Below are 18,716 nucleotides of genomic sequence, written 5' to 3'. Positions count from 1 at the left end.
ACTGACTCAAAGTAGAGGATATTCCCTGCCGCCAGTTGTCTTTTGCCCTCTTAAGGGAACTGTGGATACTTGTCAAAGTCGGGCTTACGCTTCTCCAAGAATGCTTTTCCTCCCTCTTGTGCCTCGTCAAGTGTATAATAAAGCATGGTAGCATCACCAGCCAACTCCTGTATGCCAGCTTGTCCATCCAGCTCAGCATTAAAACCAGCCTTCATCATTCGCAGTGCCAAAGGTGACCGTTCCATCATAGTTTCTGCCCATTCAATGCATTCATCTTCGAGTTTTTCGAACGGAATGACCTTGTTTACCAGTCCCATACGCTCTGCTTCAACTGCAGAATACTGTCGACAGAGGTACCATATCTCACGTGCTTTCTTCTGTCCTACGATACGTGCAAGGTAAGAAGCACCAAATCCGGCATCAAAAGAGCCCACTTTAGGTCCTGTTTGTCCGAAGATAGCATTGTCAGAGGCTATACTGAGGTCGCAGACAACGTGTAGAACATGGCCTCCACCAATGGCATAACCATTTACCATTGCTATGACTGGCTTCGGCAAACGGCGTATCTGCATCTGTAGGTCGAGTACATTCAGGCGAGGAACGCCGTCTCCTCCCACATATCCACCACGTCCTTTGACATGCATATCACCCCCAGAGCAGAAAGCTTTGTCGCCTGCTCCAGTCAGTAATACCACACGAATGTCAAGTGCTTCACGGCAATAATTGAATGCTTGTGACATCTCCCATACCGTACGAGGTGTGAAAGCATTGCGATAACGAGGGCGATTGATGGTTACCTTTGCTATGTGATTATACTCTTCGAAGAGTATTTCCTCAAAGTTAAAGCCCTCTATGGGTTTCCAGTTTCTTGTTTCCATATAATCTTTTTTGTATTTATTTCTGTTTAAAGCTAGGGTTTACAGTATGTGGTACGAGGTATCTCGAAGTCTATTAAAAGCTCTGATAATAGTCTTGTAGCGCCTGTGCATCATCTTCAGGACTGGTAAATACTTCCAAAAGTACCGGTCCTTCTTCTGCATTGAAGAATCTTTCAAGTCCCTTTGTCAGCTCTTCCGTATTATGAGCTGATAGGTAAACAATGTCATGCGACTGACATATACCCTCTGCAGAAGTAGTGTGTTGCGCTGCTATGGCAGTGTCTCGATAGGGAGAACGCCCTAATCCCGGTAGCTGATGGAAGATTCCTCCACCGCCATTGTTAAGTAAAAGGATTGAGAGATTGGGTGAAAGGTTTTCATTCCACAGTGCGTTCTGATCGTAAAAGAAGCTTAGGTCACCAAGAATACAATATACATCTTCTTCCTCTTGTTGTGCTACTGCATATCCAACTGCCGTTGACAGTGAGCCTTCAATGCCATTTACACCACGATTTACATAGATGTATTGATCGGAGAAGATGTTGCCAAGTCGTACAGAAGCGCTGTTACCATAGAATAATTCACCATCAATATCCAGTTCTCTCATCATCTTATGGAACGTCTTAACAGCTAATAGTTGTGAGTATCGAGGAGTTATTTTCTCCCGAATAGCCATAGCTTTGGTAAAGACAGAATCCCATTTATCAACAAATTCCTTTCGTTCTATACCTTCAGCTTCGTTGGCAAAGATGCCAAGAACATCTGTTGGAGCTCCTTGGATGACGTCTGTTGCGTGCATAAAGGTATCACAGCAGTTGCCATGTTCGTCTACAATGATAGAGCTTTTACACTTACTTTTACGTAGGAAGTGCTTAAGTCGTTTGCTAACGACACATCCTCCTATATATAATAGGTGGTCTGGACGGTAAGAATCATCATCTTCTATTATGCTAAGTGCTTCATCAATGGGCAGAGAAGGGCAGATGTCATCATCCGCCAGCTTCTCTTGTATGACAACAGCGACCTTCTTTAGTGCTTCAATAGCTTCGAGAGCGTCACCAACAACTTCGGGTATCATCTGCCCAAGGACAATCATGGGCTTCTCTCCACAGAAGAAATTGCTGGCTATTTCGTAGACTTCAGCATCGTTGATGACAGCCTGGTGTAAGGTGATTCGTCGTTCATCAGGAAGGTTTGCGGTGCTGTAATCGAACAAAGGCTCGGTTATTGGGACATTGATATGGACTGGTCCGCCACCATTTAGCATACAGGCATTGATGACTTCATTGACCAATCGGTTGCAATACCATCGTTCTTCGTCATTGTTTGGTTCGGGAAGAGTCACGCTTTTGCGGACATTTGGCTCTAAGGCTTCATGCTGTTGAATGGTCTGACCATCCTTTTGTTCAATCCATTGTGCAGGTCTGTCTGCTGAAATAATAATCAACGGACGGTTCTGATAGTATGCTTCAGCAGCTGCAGGAGCTACATTGAGCAGTGCAGATCCTGATGTTACACAGATGACAACAGGCTCATTATCGGCTAAAGTCATACCAAGTGCAAAGAAACCAGCCGACCGTTCGTCCGTAACAGGATAACATTCAATGTCAGGACATGCACAAAGGTTATGTACAATGGGTGAGTTTCGTGATCCAGGACAGACCACTGCTTTTGTTATTCCAGCCTTTACGAGTAGGGAAGTGAGGATGTTTACGTTCTCTTTTGTGCTGTACATCGTTGGGTGCAGATTAATTATTGACCTTTTAATAACTGTCTCATGGTATCGAGTTTGGCTTCTGTTTCCTGCCATTCATTCTCCTCCGTACTTTCTTTCAATAATCCTCCACCAGCATAAAGACGGCAAGTCTTGCGTGAAAAATGCATACAACGAAGGGTAACATATAACTTTGCCTCTCCTTTATCACCAAGAAAACCACTGAATCCACTGTAGTATTCTCTCTCTCCGTGTTCGTTTTGATTGATGAAAGAGCGTGCATCTTCCTTTGGTATACCACAAACAGCAGGGGTAGGGTGCAGCGTTGAGAGGAAACTGCCCAGTTGTTGACTCTCCTTGAGGCGGAAAGTGAAGTCTGTACGGAGGTGTACTAAGTGAGCTGCACGGGCTGTATACGGTTCAGTTTCTGTGAGTTCAGAGGTGAATGGTTGCAGACATGTGCGGATATAATCGGCTACTAATCGTTGTTCTTCCTGGTTTTTAGCTGACCACTTCATGTCTTCTCCTTCATATTTCATAGTCCCTGCCAATGCCATAGTCTGATAACCATCTGCGTTACCATGGAGAAGTATCTCAGGACTGGCTACGAGCCACATGCCCGTCTGTGGTGTATAGAACAGAGCAACATACTGTCGTGGATACCGTTTACAGGCACGTAGAAAGATATTCCGAGGTGTCAACGCCTCGTCTTTAGGCTCGATGACTGACCGTGCAAGGACCAATTTGCGGAAGATTCCTTGTTTTAATGCTCCATGAAAGCGTGTGAAAGCATGGTGATAGTCTTCACGTAGGTTGTCAGACTGCGTAAAAACGGCGTCATCTTGCCAGTCAGGAATAACCTGAAAGCCCTCGCTGCCATCCAAAGGAACGTCCATATAACTTCCACTTTCACCATCTAAAAGGCAAATAGGATGGTCTGGACCCTCCGAAAATGGGGATATTACAAATCCTTTATGGTCATTAAGCTCGCCCCAGTTTGTGAGAATAGAAGGTTCCTCCTTCTGTGTATAACAATGACAAAGCTCCTCTAAAGGTTCGCGATAGATAAAGAAAGAGTTCATTTACTTCTTCTGTGGGTCTATGACATAGTTGGTAACTTGTACGCTGGAGACGAGCTCTCCCTCGTTATTTTTGACTTCTATGCTCCACACATGTAGTGTGTGTCCCTTGTGAATCAGCTTTCCGTACGCTGTAACTGTTCCGCCATAGGGCATCGCTTTAACGTGATTACCATGTACATTAATGCCTAATGCCATCTTACCTGGGCATGCTGCCATAGACCCGACACCTGCAAGATTCTCAGCAAGGGCCAATGAAGCACCACCAGAAAGGAAGCCAAAAGGTTGTTTGTTACGGTCGTCAACAGCCATTCGAGCCTTTAAAGTGTCAGGCTCAGGGGTAGAGATAAACTCCATACCTAGCGTCCTGCTGAGTCCATCTTCTCGTTCTATGTTTTTTAATATATTGTCTATGTTCATGCCGCATCCATATTATTGGGTGTAAAAAGTAATGTAAGCCAGATAGAAAAGGGATTTGTTCTTATTTTACCAGCTACTGTTTATTTCATGCAAAGATAATAAAAAGTATATAGAATGCAAAATCATTGCAGTTGAACAAGCGGGAATATCCTTCCTTTGTTCTGCATGTTTTAGTGTGGAGAAAGGAGTAAGGCCAGAAATGTCAGGTGGTTTACCTGACTTTAGAAGAAACTTTAATGTGATGAAAGGAAGGACTCTTTGCTATTTTGAAACACCTTTACAAATAATCAGCAGTAATTCGTTTGGATTTTGATAAAAGCCGTTGTTTTTTACTTTTGTAACTATTTGGATGCCAGATAGTTAATAGATAGGTAAGTAAAAGACGCCCTTTTACGTTGCAAAAGGGCGTCTTTTACACCTCAAAAGGGCATCTTTTACATCGCAAAAGGGCACCTTTTACAATGCAAAAGGGCGTCTTTTATTTTCCGATAGTGAATTAATTTTACATAAAACACGCTCTCTGACATTTCATTATTATAATAATCAGTGTTTCGTTTCCTCTTTCATACAATTGGAATGACCCTGTTTCTGTCTCCTGAAGTTCTACCATGTATGTGGTATTTTAGTCGTTCCCGATAATATTTCTTGCTGCTTTATAGAGGTTTTCTCCAATAATATCTATAAATTTGCCCCAAGAAACTAAATTGAAACATTAACAATTATAAATAGAAAGAAGAATGAAAAGTTTATCATTATTGTTCCCAAATAAGTTTGAAAGTACAAAAACATCGTTGATACTATTGGCTTCTCGCCTTGTGTTCGGACTAACATTCGCCAGTCATGGACTTGAGAAACTGCAGCATTTTACAGAGACAGCAGCTCACTTCCCAGCCCCATTTGGACTAAGCGGAGACGTAGCTGTCGGTCTGAGTATCTTCGGTGAACTGTTTTGTGGATTAGCTTTTGTATTCGGATTCCTTACCCGTCTGACTCTGTTACCAATGATTTTTACGATGATAGTAGCCTTTACTACGGTTCATGGTGGCTCGGTCAGTGCTGGAGAATTGGCTTTCTTGTACCTCGTAATCTTTATTCTTTCTTGGTTCGCAGGTGCTGGTAAGTATTCCATCGATGGCTTTATCGCACGGAAAATAAGTAAATAAGCTATCTACATAGGTGGATTAATCCGTCACATATATAAATGAAACTCCCCCTGAAGCGCATGACTTCAGGGGGAGTTCTGTGTTAAAAACATCCAGATAGATGCATTTATTAACATAAAATGACTATCTTTGCGATATATACAATGTCTTTTAGACGTGATATCTAATATTTGAATGAACCTTAAATGACCTGAGAAGATATGATGTGGAAAATCATTGCCATAGCGCTTTTCGCCTTTATTACCTACTGTTTTGGTGACGTGTCGTACAGTATAGTAACAACTTTGAAGAAGAAAAGATACAGAGCTGCATGCCTTAACTTTGTCTTACTCTTGGCAATGTCTCTGATTTCATTTTTCCTTCTCAGTCCTTTCGACATCCTCAGGAGTGCATTCTGAGTCCGTTTCATCCCAACATTCAATGTCATCAGCTATCTCTGGCATCTGTGTCTTATGGAAAACGGGACTCTTTATGCCTGCATGTTTCTGCCGTAAGTAATCGTCCAGCAGGAAAAAAGCTTGTTTACCCAAGACAAGAATAGCGATAAGATTGCACACAGTTATGAGCCCCATGAAGAGATCTCCAATGCTCCAGACAAGGTCAAGACTGGCTATTGCACCGAATAATACCATCACTCCTCCCGTAACAATGCGCAAAGCAAATACTGCAGAACGGCGATTTGTAAGGAAACGGACATTCGCTTCACCATAATAATAGTTCCCGATAATACTGCTGAAAGCAAAGAAGAAGATGGCAATAGCAACAAAAGTTGGACCAGCACTGCCCACTTCGCTCTGCAAAGCATTCTGTGTCAGGAGGATTCCTGACTCTGTACTGTTTGTATAAACACCACTGATGATGATGATGAATGCCGTACAACTACAAACTACTAACGTATCTGTAAAAACGCCAAGAGCCTGAATCAAACCTTGTTTTACAGGATGTGTGGTGCTTGCAGTGGCTGCTATATTCGGTGCAGAACCCTCTCCTGCCTCATTACTGAACAGTCCGCGCTTGATACCATTCATCATCATAGCTCCTAAACTACCGCCTGCTATAGGACCAATACCGAACGCATTCTCGAAAATCAGACGTATAACATTCGGTACAAGATGGATGTTGAGGGCAATAATAACCAATGCTAAGATGATATAACCAACTGCCATGAAAGGTACAATGATACTACTTACGTTGGCAATACGGTGAATACCACCGAAAACGATACTCAATGAGAGGACAACAAGGATGATTCCCATCCATAAAGGATTTACACCAAAGGCGTTTTGCATGGCTCCACAGATGGTATTACTGTGTACAGAGATATATGCCATACAGAAAGTCATAGTGATTAATACGGCAAAAAGCTTCGACATCCATTTGTTATGCATTCCATAAAGGATGTAATAAGCTGGCCCCCCAATGAATGAACCATTGTGTTTACGCTTATAAAGTTGTGCCAAAGTAGACTCGACAAAGGCTGAAGCAGAGCCCAGAAGGGCTATAACCCACATCCAAAACACTGCACCAGGGCCTCCTATAGCTATCGCACTGGCTACTCCAGCAAGGTTACCTGTGCCTACACGCGAAGCAATAGACACTGCAAAAGCCTGGAATGACGACACATGCTTCTTACCATCATGCTTGTTTGTTGATTCACTCAGCAAGCGAATCATCTCACCAACCATACGAAACTGCACGAAATGAGTCTTCCATGTGAACCATAAGGCACATGCTATCAGTCCTGCAACAAGGATATACGACCAGAAAAAGTCGTTGAATGACACGATTGTAGTGTTTAGCCATCCATCAGCAGAGAATATTTCCATCATAGTAATATACTTTTTAAAGCGCAAAAATAGCAAAAAGGATTGATAATGTCAATCCCATTAAACAAAAAATATAGTTCTTATAGAGTTGAATTCATTATAAATTCACTATCTTTGCAAGCAATTATTTTAGGTATTACCTATACAACTGACCTATAAACTTATCTCTAACAAAAGCCTACTGACTCTTAATGCAGTGGGAATAAGCAGACAAAACACATGGCGAGAAAAAGAAAAAGCAAATTCAAAAACGTCTGGGAGTTCTTCATGATAGCCGTAGCTATGATATTAGGTAGCTTTGGTTGGTGTGCATTCTTACTCCCTCACAAGATTACAATTGGTGGTATTGCGGGTATAGCATCCGTCGTACAATGGGGAACTGGTGTTCCTGTGCAGTACACTTATCTTATTATTAATGGTATTTTACTCTTCGTTGCATTGAAAATATTGGGTTGGAAGTTCTGTGTAAGGACTATCTTCGCTGTATTAGTATTTGCTATTGCCACTTCCATCTTACGACAAGTGTTTGCCGAACATGCACTTTTTGCTGATGAGCCATTCCTTGCTTGTGTCGTTGGTGGTGTCTTGTTAGGTGCAGGAGTTGGTATTGCGTTGCAGTATAATGCAAGTTCTGGAGGCTCAGATGTCATTGCTGCGATGATACATAAGTACCGTGACATATCTCTCGGACGTGTTATTCTTGCGTGTGATTTGTGCATTATCACATCAAGTTACTTGGTTTTGAATGATTGGGAGAAGGTAATCTATGGCTATATCGTACTGTTTGTGATGACTTACTTCGTAGATTATCTCATCAATGGCATGCGTGGATCTGTTCAGTTCTTCGTAATTTCAGAGCATTGGGGCGAGATTGGAACCGCTATTAATAATGATGTAGAACGTGGTTGTACGGTGATTGAAGCCCGTGGGTTCTATACAGGCAAGAAGGTTGGTATGCTTTTTATTATTGCACGACGCTCAGAAGCACGTTCAATCTTCCAAGTTATTGATGAAATAGACCCTAATGCGTTTGTCTCACAAGGTGCTGTGAATGGTGTATATGGCATGGGCTTTGACAGAATGAAGGTTGCACATCGCAAGAAAGAGGCTGAAGAAGCTGTGCACAATAGGTAAGAAAACAAGAAGAAGGTGAAAGGATTGTAGGATGAACATAGAAGAATTAAAGGACAAACGGATTGCAGTTCTGCTTTCAGGAGGAGTAGATAGCTCTGTCGTAGTGTATGAATTTGCACGGCAGGGGTTACATCCTGATTGCTTTTATATCAAGATTGGACCAGAAGAAAAGGAGGAATGGGATTGCAATTCAGAGGAAGACTTAGAGATGGCAACGGCTGTTACACGTCGGTTTAACTGTAATCTGCAAGTAATAGACTGTCATAAGGAATATTGGGAGCAGGTAACTCACTACACAATGGCGAAGGTTAAGGCTGGATTTACGCCTAATCCAGACGTAATGTGTAACCGATTGATTAAGTTTGGAGCCTTTGATGAGAAGATGGGACATGCCTATGACCTCATAGCTACCGGTCATTACGCACAAACTGAGTGGATAAACGGGCGTAAATGGCTCACAACAAGTCCTGATCCAGTGAAAGATCAGACTGATTTTCTTGCTCAGATATATGATTGGCAACTGAAGAAAGCTATCTTTCCTATCGGACATTACGAGAAAAACGAGGTGAGAGAGATTGCTGAAAGAGAGCATCTTATCAATGCAAAGCGTAAAGATTCTCAAGGAATATGCTTCCTTGGGAATATTGATTACAATGAATATGTACGCCGTTACCTTGGAGAACAGGTCGGAGATGTCATTGAATTGGAGACAGGAAAGAAGATAGGGGAGCATAAAGGGTTATGGTTCCATACGATAGGGCAGCGTAAAGGACTTGGTTTAGGCGGTGGTCCATGGTTCGTTATCAAGAAAGATGTTACACAGAACATCCTCTATGTAAGTCATGGGTACGACCCAGAGACAGCCTATAAGAAAGACTTTCCACTGCATGACTTCCACTTCTTGACGGAAGGAGTAACTGATTTACCAGAGAAAATCACCTTTAAGATTCGTCATACACCAGAATATCATCCAGCAACCGTTGAACAATTGTCTGATGGTAAGTGCTTGATTCATTCAGCCGAGAGCATACATGGCGTTGCTCCCGGCCAGTTCTGCGTTGTCTATGATGAGCAACATCATAAGTGTTATGGCTCTGGAGAGATAACACTGTAGCATTATAAGCAACACCATTAATGGGGATGTAATCAATTGAGTATCACCATTAATGGGTATTTTTACCTGCTAAACAAATATATAAGATGCCAAATAAAAAGTTTGGTTATATATTTGTTATCTTTGCTCATGATATGTTTAACAATTAAACAAGTAAGTTATGAGTAAGAAAATTGTAGAACTATTAGGCAAAGATGCTGACTTTTATTTAGCTCATGAGTGCAAAACCATATCTAAATCCATGCTCAATCAGCCTGGAGCAGACTTTGTAGATCGTGTATGGAAAGACAGTGATCGCAACATACAAACCATCCGTAGCCTTTCAACTTTGTTTAATCATGGTCGCCTTGGGGGTACAGGTTACATGTCAATACTGCCTGTTGACCAAGGTATAGAGCATTCTGCAGGTGCCTCTTTTGCTCCGAATCCCGAGTATTTCGACCCAGAAAATATTATTAAACTTGCTATCAATGGTGATTGTAATGCCGTTGCAACAACATTTGGAGTATTGGGTAGCGTAGCCCGTAAGTATGCTGATAAGATTCCGTTTATCGTAAAACTGAACCATAATGAGCTGCTTACCTATCCTAATAGCTTCCAACAGATCATGTTTGGAACCGTCCGTGAGGCGTGGAATATGGGTGCTGTGGCTGTCGGAGCAACAATCTACTTCGGTTCAGATGATGCACATCGGCAGATTATTGAGGTTGCTCAAGCCTTTGAAGAGGCGCACTCTTTGGGTATGGCAACCATCCTTTGGTGCTATTTACGTAACCCAGCTTTCAAGAAAGACGGCGTAGATTATCATACTTCAGCTGACCTTACTTCACAAGCTATACACATTGGTGCAACCATACATGCAGACATCGTAAAGCAGAAACTGCCTGATTGCAACGGAGGTTTCACTGCCTTGAACTTTGGAAAGACAAGTCCGTTGGTATATGATAAGCTGACAACCGCACATCCAATCGACCTCACACGTTATCAGGTTGCCAATGCTTACATGGGACGTGTTGGTCTTATCAACTCTGGTGGAGCATCTTCTGGTAACGAACATGATGATCTTCGTGCAGCTGTCATCACTGCTGTTTGTAACAAACGAGCAGGTGGTATCGGTCTGATAAGTGGTCGTAAGGCGTTCCAGAAGCCGATGAAGGATGGTGTAGAACTACTTCATACAGTTCAGGATGTATATCTTGACAAGGAAATCACTTTGGCTTAATGAAGCTGTGTCTTATTAAACACATTACCAATGAAGGTTTAGTCTGAGTTTACAGGCTATTATTCTATAAGTTATAGGATTATAACAACTATATTTCAGAGAGTTTTATCCAACCTTAATAACGAGGTTTGATAAGACTCTTTTATTGTTTACTACTTCGTATTCGTTTGTATGATTCGAGTCGATTTACGTACGTCTGGACTAAATCATATGAGCAATAGCAAAGCAATACATATACTGACAGATAACAGTTCATACTGCTGTTTTGTAAGATTAATTCCCATGTGGTTTTTAAAAGGGCGTCTTTTGCATTCTAAAAGACGCCCTTTTGCGATGTAAAAGATGCCCTTTTACCATGCAAAAGGGCACCTTTTGAGAGTCAAAAGATGCCCTTTTGTTTTGCCTTCTGTAATCTGTTGGTATATAGACGGTTACAGATGCCTTAAAAATACGTTTTCTTTAAGAATTTAATCGATAGAGGTTCTTTATTTGTAAAGTCTTTTCTAAACACCCTCAACAAGACTTCTTTATGCACTAATCAAGGATTAAGTTATCTCCTATTCATCAGTCTGAGTAATTCCCCAACCCATAGAACGAGTGAAGTAACTAAGATGATTGCAATCCAATCAGTCAGACAAAGTGGAGTAACATTAAACATCTTACCACCGAATTGTACGATGATGATTTGTCCGATGAGGATGACCAGTACAATGATACCAAACCCTTTACAACCTTTGAAGTGGAATGTACTCTTGCCCGTAGCGAATGCCCGCGCATTGAACATGTTCCAGAACTGTAGCATAACAAAGACAGTGAAGAAGATACTTAGCTCATGATTGGTCAGTTCTCTTGGTCCTGTGGGGTGCCATGTGAGCAGGTCTGTCATGCTATTGATAGGTGCATACTCTAACATATAGAGCAGTCCTAAGAGTAAAATGAAGAATAAACCACCCACGCCAATAATCTGTCGTGACATAGATGGGTTGATGATAAATGCCTTTCGGTCACGTGGTTTGTTCTGCATTACTGCTTCTGATGGTGGGAGAGATGCAAGTGCCATTGCTGCAAAGGTATCCATGATAAGGTTTACCCATAGCATCTGTGTCACGGTCAACGGACTCTGTGTTCCAAGTAGTGCTCCTGCCAGTACGATAAGACAAGCTGCTACGTTCACAGTCATCTGGAAAAGGATGAAACGTTGTATGTTCTGATAGAGTGAACGTCCCCACATCACAGCGCGACCGATGGAGCTGAAGGAGTTATCTATAATGGTTATGTCCGATGCTTCCTTAGCTACGCTTGTTCCATCACCCATAGATAAGCCAACGTGGGCAGCCTTTAAGGCTGGTGCATCATTGGTACCATCACCCGTAACAGCCACCACGTGGTGTTTTGCCTGTAATGCTTCAACGAGCCGTTTCTTGTCCATTGGCCGTGCGCGGGCAATGATTTTCATACTGTTTACACGTTCTGATAGTTCTTTATCACTAAGAGCTTCAAACTCAGGACCCGTTATGACGCACCGATCACAGTCCTTTTCAGTCCATATACCTACCTGTCTGCCAATCTCTTTGGCAGTACCAGGAGTGTCACCCGTCACGATTTTCACATCGATACCAGCGTCTAAGCACTCCCGAACGGCATCAGGCACTTCCTTACGTACAGGATCGGCAATAGCAACGATACCTTGAAAAGTCAGTCCGTTATTACCATCTTTTATAGAATCAAGTATCTGACTGATGACACCTTCGTGTAGTTTGAATTCTGAACTGTCTGGTATTATCATGTAGGCGAACCCCAAGGTTCGCATAGCTTGGTTCTGCCATTTAAGCAGTTGTGCCGTAATGTCATCCCATGAGCGGTTCCCCATGATGTCAGAACAGTAGTATCGGATGATGTCTGTTGCACCTTTTAGATATAGTATGGTCTTACCCGGTAGCAGCCCAGAGCGTACTAATGTTCCCATACACTTGCGTTCTGTGGAGAAAGGTAACTCATCAATGATTTCAACATCAGCCCTTAGTTGACGGTAATCATAACCTTTTTCGTGTAACCACAGTAGGAGTGCACCTTCAGTTGGGTTGCCTAAAACGGTCGGATGCTGAGCATCAGAGAGATCAAGTGACGCCGTAGAGTTAACGGCAATCCCTTCTTTGGCTAATGCTTTATGCTCTTCCGAGTTGCAATCAACTTCGATTTTATATACCCGCATCTGATTCTGAGTCAGCGTTCCAGTCTTGTCTGTGCAGATAACTGTTGTCGCTCCCATCGTTTCACAGGCGTGCATCTTGCGTACAAGATTGTTGGTCTTGAGCATACGACGCATGGAGTAAGCCAAGGAAAGTGTAACTGCCATAGGCAATCCTTCTGGTACTGCAACGACGATGAGCGTTACGCAGATCATGATAGAGTCCAGGAGATATTGCAGAAAGTGCACCCATGTGAAGTCATAGCTGAGGAAGAACATCGCTATTCGGGCTATAAGGATGATTACAGCGATGGCATAACTTGACCAGGTGATAAGGTTTCCAAGTCTTTCAAGTTGTTCGGTGAGTGGTGTTTTTACGCTGTTGTCAATCTGCGATGCCACGAAAACCTTACCATTTTCAGTATTGTCACCTACCTTTTCCACACGGAAAACACCGTGTCCTTCCATAACTTTGGTTCCTCGCAACACGTAATCAGAAGGAAAGGTAGCGTCTTTGTCAAAGTCTTCTTCATGGGTACTCTTATTACAGATGGGTTCTCCGGTGAGTGTTGACTCATCTATGTGCAGTGAGATAGCTTCAAGTAGCTTGCCATCAGCAGGCACTTCGGCACCCGTATTCAGTAAGACAATATCGTCAACAACGATGTCACGCTTTGCAATTTTCTTTGGATTGCCATCACGGATAACCTCTACAGGCTCGTCATCATCCACCTGATTGAGTATGGCAAACGCCCTATTGGCTTTCTCTTCAAAGAAGAAAGCCATTCCTGTGGCAAGCAAAATAGCGATAAAGATGCCTACAGGCTCGAAAAAAACTTCTGTTCCTTCGTGTAATCCATGGTATTCATAAAATGAAATGGCGATAGAAAGGACTCCTGCAACAAGTAGAATGATGATCAAAGGGTCTTTGAACTTTGTTATAAAGCGTTTCCATAGTGGTGTTTGTGCAGGGGGAGTGAGGAGGTTCTCACCGTATTTCTTCCTGTTCTCTGCAACTTCCTGTGCGTTAAGTCCTGTGTATATCTTTTTAAGTTCCATAATGTATTGTTATTGGGACTGTACGTTTTGAACGGGATCAGTCCCTTATCTGGTGACTGTTTGGGCATGCAAAGATACAAAAATTAAATGAATAGGAAAGCACTCTCTTTCATAAGAATCAGAAAGAGAGTGCTTTGTCTTATTGTAAATGTGACGTTTCTTCGTTAGATTGTTATCCTTCTCGAAAGAAATCAAGTGCTTCTTTCACATCGTTTTCAGTGATTGACTGGTCGATACGGATGTCTCCTATACCGCCAAGGAGGGTGACATTGATTTCGTTGCCACGGTTTTTCTTGTCGTGATACATTAGCTCGATGAGCTCTGGATAGTCATTGCATGTAATAGGAAGTGTACCGTAATACTCACGGATGAAGCGCACTGTCTGGTGCATACGGTCTGTAGGAAAGCCTGTTTTGATCACTGCCAGATAGAGTTCGGGTATCAATCCAAAGGCAACAGCGTATCCATGAAGAATCGGTTGATGCTTCAGAGCCCATGACTCAAGGGCGTGTCCGAAGGTATGTCCAAGGTTAAGAGCCTTTCGAAGACCCTTCTCATGTGGGTCTTTCTCCACGATTCTCTCCTTAACCTTCACACTTTTACCCAACATAGTGGATAGTTTTTGTAGGTCAGGGTTGGCAAGATTGAATTTGATAAGTTCTGCCCACATGTCTTCATTGGCTATCAATCCATGTTTTAACATCTCCGCATAGCCACTCCGAAGGTTCTCTTCATCAAGTGTCTTCAGCCAGTTCGTGTTGAGAATGACACAGTTTGCATCGCAGAAGACACCAATCTCGTTCTTTAATCCACCAAAGTTGATGCCTGTTTTACCGCCGACACTGGCATCCACCATAGCAAGAAGAGTCGTAGGAACATTGATAAAGTTGATTCCACGTTTGAAGGTTGAGGCTGCAAAGCCACCAAGATCCGTCACCATACCACCTCCAAGGTTAATAAGAAGGCTATGTCGTGTGGCACCCCCTTGCTGCAATGACTCCCATACATGCGTCAGTGTTTCGAGTGTCTTGCTGCTGTCTGTTGTCCCAATCGTTATCACCTGTGCTCCTTTCAGGCAGTAATAATCCTTTATAAGATCCCAGCAAAGATCTTTAGTGGTCTCGTCTACGAGTATAAAAATCCGATCATGTTCACACTCTGCAATGGCTTTTGCCAAGTCGCTCTTGAACTGTTTCGATATAATAACCTGTTGTTTCATAAGCTTTCTCCCTTTCTCTTTCTTACAAAAATACGCTTTTCTTTGTTTTAAAAAGGAATAACGGCATTTTTATTTCACACAATTTAATATGAAATGGATTATTATTGCGCACATTGATTATTGTCTGTGCAGTGGGTCAAGGTCTATCTTTCTCTCTCGAGAGTAGGACAGAGAGCGCTTGTATAGGTAAACTTTTCCACAAGAAAGTTACCCCATGGAGACTCTCACATAGAATGAATATCATATTATTTCTGTATTGATTCTTCTCTTATAGGAATATTTTTTCTTCTATATAATAATAAGATGGGAAGCGAAGGGTAGGGAAGAAAAAATGATTTAGGTATTAAACTTTTAAGAATTGTTGGCATCATATAAAACAGCTAATGATATAATTTATGATAAAAAGACTGTTGATATTCGTTCTTTTGATGACAAGTGCCGTTGCTGTGATGGCACAGAACAGGACGGTTACGGGCTCTCTTTATGATGGAGAACTAAAGGAGAAGGTGCCTTATGCTGTTGTTCAGCTGCTGAAGCAGGACAGTAGTTATGTTGTTGGGGCTGTCTCTGATGATGGAGGAAACTTTAAAATCACTGCACCTGCTAATGGTAGGTATATTCTAAAGGCGTCGTACGTAGGATATAAGACTATCTATCAGGACGTAGCCATAGCCAACGAACAAGATGTTGCGGTAGGTCAATTGGACTTCCATGTGGACTCTCATACACTGAAAGAGGTGAAAGTTGTGGCAAGTGCACCTAAGGTTGTAGTGAAGGCAGATACCTTTCAATACAATGCATCAGCTTATCGTGTACCAGAAGGATCGACGATAGAAGCGCTGGTGAAGAAGCTTCCAGGTGCAGAAGTGTCGGATGATGGAACGATAAAGATTAATGGAAAGGAGGTAAAGAAGATTCTTGTAAATGGGAAAGAGTTCATGGTGGGCGATACAAAGACTGCTATGAAGAACTTACCAACATCCATTATTCAGAACATAAAGGCCTATGATCAGCAGAGTGACCTTAGCCGTGTGACAGGAATAGATGATGGAAATGAGTCAACAGTATTGGATTTCGGTGTGAAACCAGGGATGAACAAAGGACTCTTCTCAAACATCGACCTTGGTATTGGTACTAAGAACCGATATTCTGAACGTGGAATGGCGGCTTACTTCAATGACAAGTTCCGCATGATGGGTTTCGTTTCGGCGAACAATGTCAATGATATGGGCTTTGGAGGTGGGCCTCGTGGCGGCTTTGGTGGTGTACGTCAGGGACTCAACGCTACGAAGATGATAGGATTGAACATGAACTATGATAACGGAAAGACGCTGCAATGGGATGGTAGTGTGAGATGGAATCACTCGGATGGTGACCTCAATACGCGCGTGTCAGCAGAGAATTTCGTAGCTCATATGGGATCTTTTTCTAATCGACTGAGCCAGCAATATACACGGGAGAACTCCTGGGACGGACGTTTCCGGTTAGAGTGGAAGCCTGATTCTGTATGGAATATTATGTTCCGACCAAATATTCAGATTAGTAAGAGTGATGGTCAGACGGTTAGTACATCGGCTGCTTATAGTGCAGACCCATATGAAACTGTTGACGACCCTTTGTCTGCTGCTTCTATTGCACAGCTAAAGGCGTTAGGAGTAATGGTGAACAGCCAGCGTAACATGACGATATCATATGGTGATAAGACTACTTTGGGAGCAATGCTTCAGGTGAACAGGAAGTTAAGTAAGGCGGGAAGGAACGTCACATTACGTGTAGATGGTGATTATAGTGATGCCGATTCGAAGACATTCTCCACACAAGACCTACAATATTTTCAGTTGCGTAATGCGTTGGGTAATGACTCTACTTATCAAGCCTACCGCTATAACCTCATGCCAACGAAGAGTTGGAATCTCGCAGTACAGACAACTTACAGTGAACCGATAGCCCGAAAGACTTATTTACAGTTCAGTTATCAGTTCAAATATGGCTTTTCTAAGAGCGATCGTGATACGTATGATTTCTCTGCTCTGCCTTCTGGAGCCTTCAATAGTCTGCAACCTGCCTATCGTTCGTGGGGAAATTACCTCGGATTGTTACCCAATCCTGTAGGCAGTTATCTGGATAATGACCTGAGTAGGTATTCGGAATATCGTACTTATACGCATGATATGCAAGTGATGTTGCGCATGATTAGGAATAAGTGGAAGATGAATGTCGGTGTAATGCTACAGCCACAACGGTCTACATATATGCAGGATTATCTCGGAGTACATGTTGATACTGTCCGAACGGTGGTAAACTGGAGTCCAACATTCGACTTCCGTTATAAGTTTAGTGAGCAGAGTAACCTACGAATTAATTATAAGGGGACGGTGACACAGCCAACGATGAGTCAGTTGTTGAACATTGTTGATAACACTGATCCACAGAATATCTCTATTGGTAATCCAGGGTTGAAGCCTGCATTCGTGAACCGTTTCCGTCTGTTCTATAATACTTTCAGACAGAAACATGCGCAGGCACTCATGACTTTTGCGAACTTCTCAACCACACGCAATGCCATCGGAAACAGTGTAACCTATGATGCTGCAAGTGGAGCACGAACGGTTCGGCCCATAAACGTCAACGGAAACTGGAATGCAGATGCGGCGGTGATGTTCAATACAAGTATTGATTCAGCTGGAATATGGAATGTACACTCCTTTACACGTGCTAACTTCAACCGTTATGTCAGCTATCTGCAGCCTAATGCAGCAAGTCTTTTAGAGAAGAATATAACGAAATCGCTGACTTTGGGAGAACGTTTGGCAGGCAGTTATCGTATCTCTTGGCTTGAATTGGAGTTAGATGGCTCGGTGGATTACACACGTACAAAGAATAATCTACAGAGTTTCAGCAATCTACGCACATGGCAGTTCGCTTACGGAGGTACGCTTAACTTCAATCTCCCATGGAATATGAGTATCTCAACGGATTTGCATCAGACCAGCAGAAGAGGATATAATGACGCTTCACTGAATACGAACGAGTTATTGTGGAATGCCCAAATCTCACAGAGTTTGCTACGTGGTAATGCGCTGACATTGAGCTTACAGTTCTATGATATACTGCATCAGCAGAGTAATCTCTCACGTGTCATCAGTGACGTGAGCCGTTCAGATACGGAATATAACAGTATAAATAGCTACGTTATGTTACGTGCTACGTATAGATTGAACCTCTTTGGAGGTAAGAATGCAATGCCGAAGCCGCCATCGGGACGTGATTTCGATCGCCAAGGTCCTAGGATGGGACCACCTCCTGGGGGCAGACCTGGTGGTGGAGGTAGACCGCCGATGGGTGGAGGACCTGGTGGTTTCTGATGGCAATACGTAGATTATTACTTGATTATAAGATGGGGGCGCTCTATTCGAGTGTCCCCTTTTCGATTATAATACAAGTGTTAGAAGAATCTTTAGAGTACTTTGGCACCTTATGAATTACCCTTCTCTTTAAAAAAGGTCAACCTTTTTGAAGAAAAAGTTGACCCTTTTTGTGAAAACCGTAGCCCTTTTTCATTGAGACCATGAATCCCTTGCTGGGGGAAGTATCTGCAGATAGAACAAAAAAAGCCCCCGACAGTCCGTAAGCTTGTCAGCTTTTCGGATAGTCGAGGGTATCTTTCTCCTGTAAAAAAGTGCTCGAATATAATGCCGTT

The 18,716-nt window shown here is 42.6% G+C and carries 12 protein-coding genes; 5 read left to right on the top strand and 7 right to left on the bottom strand.

Annotation, left to right across the window (positions count from 1 at the left end; genetic code table 11):
• Positions 1-50 precede the first annotated feature (50 nt).
• The 4 genes from menB to ACZ48L_RS03645 form a co-directional block, all read right to left on the bottom strand.
• Positions 51-878: a 1,4-dihydroxy-2-naphthoyl-CoA synthase gene (gene menB / locus ACZ48L_RS03660; RefSeq protein WP_464722012.1), complete on the bottom strand. Its 828-nt coding sequence runs from the start codon at positions 876-878 to the stop codon at positions 51-53.
• Positions 879-951: 73 nt separating this feature from the next.
• Positions 952-2,613, bottom strand: coding sequence for a 2-succinyl-5-enolpyruvyl-6-hydroxy-3-cyclohexene-1-carboxylic-acid synthase (menD, locus tag ACZ48L_RS03655; RefSeq protein WP_025792297.1), 1,662 nt, complete (start codon positions 2,611-2,613; stop codon positions 952-954).
• Positions 2,614-2,630: 17 nt separating this feature from the next.
• A complete protein-coding gene (locus ACZ48L_RS03650; RefSeq protein ID WP_025792299.1) occupies positions 2,631-3,674 on the bottom strand; it encodes an isochorismate synthase in 1,044 nt (347 codons plus the stop codon).
• Positions 3,675-4,091, bottom strand: coding sequence for a PaaI family thioesterase (locus ACZ48L_RS03645; protein ID WP_025792300.1), 417 nt, complete (start codon positions 4,089-4,091; stop codon positions 3,675-3,677).
• A gap of 737 nt (positions 4,092-4,828) precedes the next feature.
• Here ACZ48L_RS03645 and ACZ48L_RS03640 point away from each other — a divergent pair.
• Positions 4,829-5,254 carry a DoxX family protein gene (locus ACZ48L_RS03640; RefSeq protein ID WP_025792303.1) on the top strand — a complete coding sequence of 142 codons (426 nt, stop codon included), beginning with the start codon at positions 4,829-4,831 and terminating at the stop codon, positions 5,252-5,254.
• 350 nt (positions 5,255-5,604) lie between these two features.
• On the opposite strand, the gene ACZ48L_RS03635 is transcribed toward ACZ48L_RS03640, so the two are convergent.
• The gene (locus ACZ48L_RS03635) at positions 5,605-7,083 is read right to left on the bottom strand and encodes an alanine/glycine:cation symporter family protein (protein WP_081767862.1); all 1,479 of its coding nucleotides are present in this window, start codon (positions 7,081-7,083) and stop codon (positions 5,605-5,607) included.
• 216 nt (positions 7,084-7,299) lie between these two features.
• Between ACZ48L_RS03635 and ACZ48L_RS03630 the strand changes: the two genes are divergently transcribed.
• From ACZ48L_RS03630 to ACZ48L_RS03620, 3 genes are all read left to right on the top strand, one after another.
• Positions 7,300-8,214, top strand: a complete 915-nt coding sequence (locus ACZ48L_RS03630) for a YitT family protein (RefSeq protein WP_008822838.1) — start codon at positions 7,300-7,302, stop codon at positions 8,212-8,214.
• 31 nt (positions 8,215-8,245) lie between these two features.
• Positions 8,246-9,328 carry a tRNA 2-thiouridine(34) synthase MnmA gene (gene mnmA / locus ACZ48L_RS03625; protein WP_025792306.1) on the top strand — a complete coding sequence of 361 codons (1,083 nt, stop codon included), beginning with the start codon at positions 8,246-8,248 and terminating at the stop codon, positions 9,326-9,328.
• Positions 9,329-9,488: 160 nt separating this feature from the next.
• Positions 9,489-10,550, top strand: coding sequence for a class I fructose-bisphosphate aldolase (locus tag ACZ48L_RS03620; RefSeq protein WP_025792308.1), 1,062 nt, complete (start codon positions 9,489-9,491; stop codon positions 10,548-10,550).
• A gap of 550 nt (positions 10,551-11,100) precedes the next feature.
• Here ACZ48L_RS03620 and ACZ48L_RS03615 read toward each other — a convergent pair.
• Both ACZ48L_RS03615 and aroB read right to left on the bottom strand, forming a co-directional pair.
• Positions 11,101-13,797, bottom strand: coding sequence for a calcium-translocating P-type ATPase, PMCA-type (locus ACZ48L_RS03615; protein WP_025792309.1), 2,697 nt, complete (start codon positions 13,795-13,797; stop codon positions 11,101-11,103).
• A 172-nt stretch (positions 13,798-13,969) separates the two neighbouring features.
• Positions 13,970-15,016, bottom strand: a complete 1,047-nt coding sequence (aroB, locus tag ACZ48L_RS03610; protein WP_025792311.1) for a 3-dehydroquinate synthase — start codon at positions 15,014-15,016, stop codon at positions 13,970-13,972.
• Positions 15,017-15,411: 395 nt separating this feature from the next.
• Here aroB and ACZ48L_RS03605 point away from each other — a divergent pair, with 395 nt between their 5' ends.
• Positions 15,412-18,381, top strand: coding sequence for an outer membrane beta-barrel protein (locus ACZ48L_RS03605; RefSeq protein WP_464722011.1), 2,970 nt, complete (start codon positions 15,412-15,414; stop codon positions 18,379-18,381).
• Positions 18,382-18,716 lie beyond the last annotated feature (335 nt).

It is taken from the genome of Prevotella histicola, from assembly GCF_055385135.1.
This window is presented reverse-complemented; position numbering and strand designations above follow the sequence as displayed.

Bases quoted from the DNA above. Each gene is read 5' to 3' on its own strand.
- menB (WP_464722012.1), bottom strand. From the start codon at position 878: ATGGAAACAAGAAACTGGAAACCCATAGAGGGCTTTAACTTTGAGGAA.
- ACZ48L_RS03620 (WP_025792308.1), top strand. From the start codon at position 9,489: ATGAGTAAGAAAATTGTAGAACTATTAGGCAAAGATGCTGACTTTTAT.
- ACZ48L_RS03640 (WP_025792303.1), top strand. From the start codon at position 4,829: ATGAAAAGTTTATCATTATTGTTCCCAAATAAGTTTGAAAGTACAAAA.
- ACZ48L_RS03650 (WP_025792299.1), bottom strand. From the start codon at position 3,674: ATGAACTCTTTCTTTATCTATCGCGAACCTTTAGAGGAGCTTTGTCAT.
- mnmA (WP_025792306.1), top strand. From the start codon at position 8,246: ATGAACATAGAAGAATTAAAGGACAAACGGATTGCAGTTCTGCTTTCA.
- ACZ48L_RS03605 (WP_464722011.1), top strand. From the start codon at position 15,412: ATGATAAAAAGACTGTTGATATTCGTTCTTTTGATGACAAGTGCCGTT.
- ACZ48L_RS03630 (WP_008822838.1), top strand. From the start codon at position 7,300: ATGGCGAGAAAAAGAAAAAGCAAATTCAAAAACGTCTGGGAGTTCTTC.
- ACZ48L_RS03635 (WP_081767862.1), bottom strand. From the start codon at position 7,083: ATGATGGAAATATTCTCTGCTGATGGATGGCTAAACACTACAATCGTG.
- menD (WP_025792297.1), bottom strand. From the start codon at position 2,613: ATGTACAGCACAAAAGAGAACGTAAACATCCTCACTTCCCTACTCGTA.
- ACZ48L_RS03645 (WP_025792300.1), bottom strand. From the start codon at position 4,091: ATGAACATAGACAATATATTAAAAAACATAGAACGAGAAGATGGACTC.
- ACZ48L_RS03615 (WP_025792309.1), bottom strand. From the start codon at position 13,797: ATGGAACTTAAAAAGATATACACAGGACTTAACGCACAGGAAGTTGCA.
- aroB (WP_025792311.1), bottom strand. From the start codon at position 15,016: ATGAAACAACAGGTTATTATATCGAAACAGTTCAAGAGCGACTTGGCA.